The sequence below is a fragment of the Streptomyces sp. DH12 genome, assembly GCF_020873895.1.
Taxonomy (GTDB): Bacteria; Actinomycetota; Actinomycetes; order Streptomycetales; family Streptomycetaceae; genus Streptomyces.
The window spans coordinates 1-449 of the sequence record NZ_JAHWGT010001101.1; the positions used below are offsets into that span (position 1 = coordinate 1).

The 449-nt window shown below is 72.2% G+C and carries 1 pseudogene; it reads right to left on the minus strand.

Going from position 1 to position 449, the window contains the following annotated elements:
* Positions 1-449, minus strand: a pseudogene (locus tag LPA54_RS38730) (hypothetical protein); the annotation flags it as partial.

Genomic DNA, 449 nt, shown 5'->3' on the forward strand with positions numbered 1-449 from the left:
GTGTGGTACTTGGCCCCGGTCTTGTGCGTCGTGGCGGCCTTCATGTTCTTGTACGCGTCCATGCCGCTGACCACGGCGCCGGTGGCCTCCGTGAGGAGGTTCGCCGACGCGGCGGAGGTCCCCGAGGCGGCGGCGGAGTGCTTGAGGCCCTCGTCGGCCGTGGCGGCGGCCTGCTGGGCAAGGCCCGCGTTGGCGGGGGTCTGGGCTCCCTTGACGAAGGTGTCGACGGGCTCGAGATTCTTCTTGAACCTGTCCAGGAGGGCGGCGATCCGGTCGCGGTAGTTCTTCTTCGCCCCGGCGGACGCGCCACCGTTCTCCGGCTCCTTCCCCTTGTCCGCGTTCCTGGCACGCTGCACCGCCGCTGCCGTGGCCCGGTTGCCGGCGCTGGACTGCAGCTGGAGGAGGGCGCGCCCCACCGGGTCTCGGGGCGGGCTCCCGGCCCTGTTCCC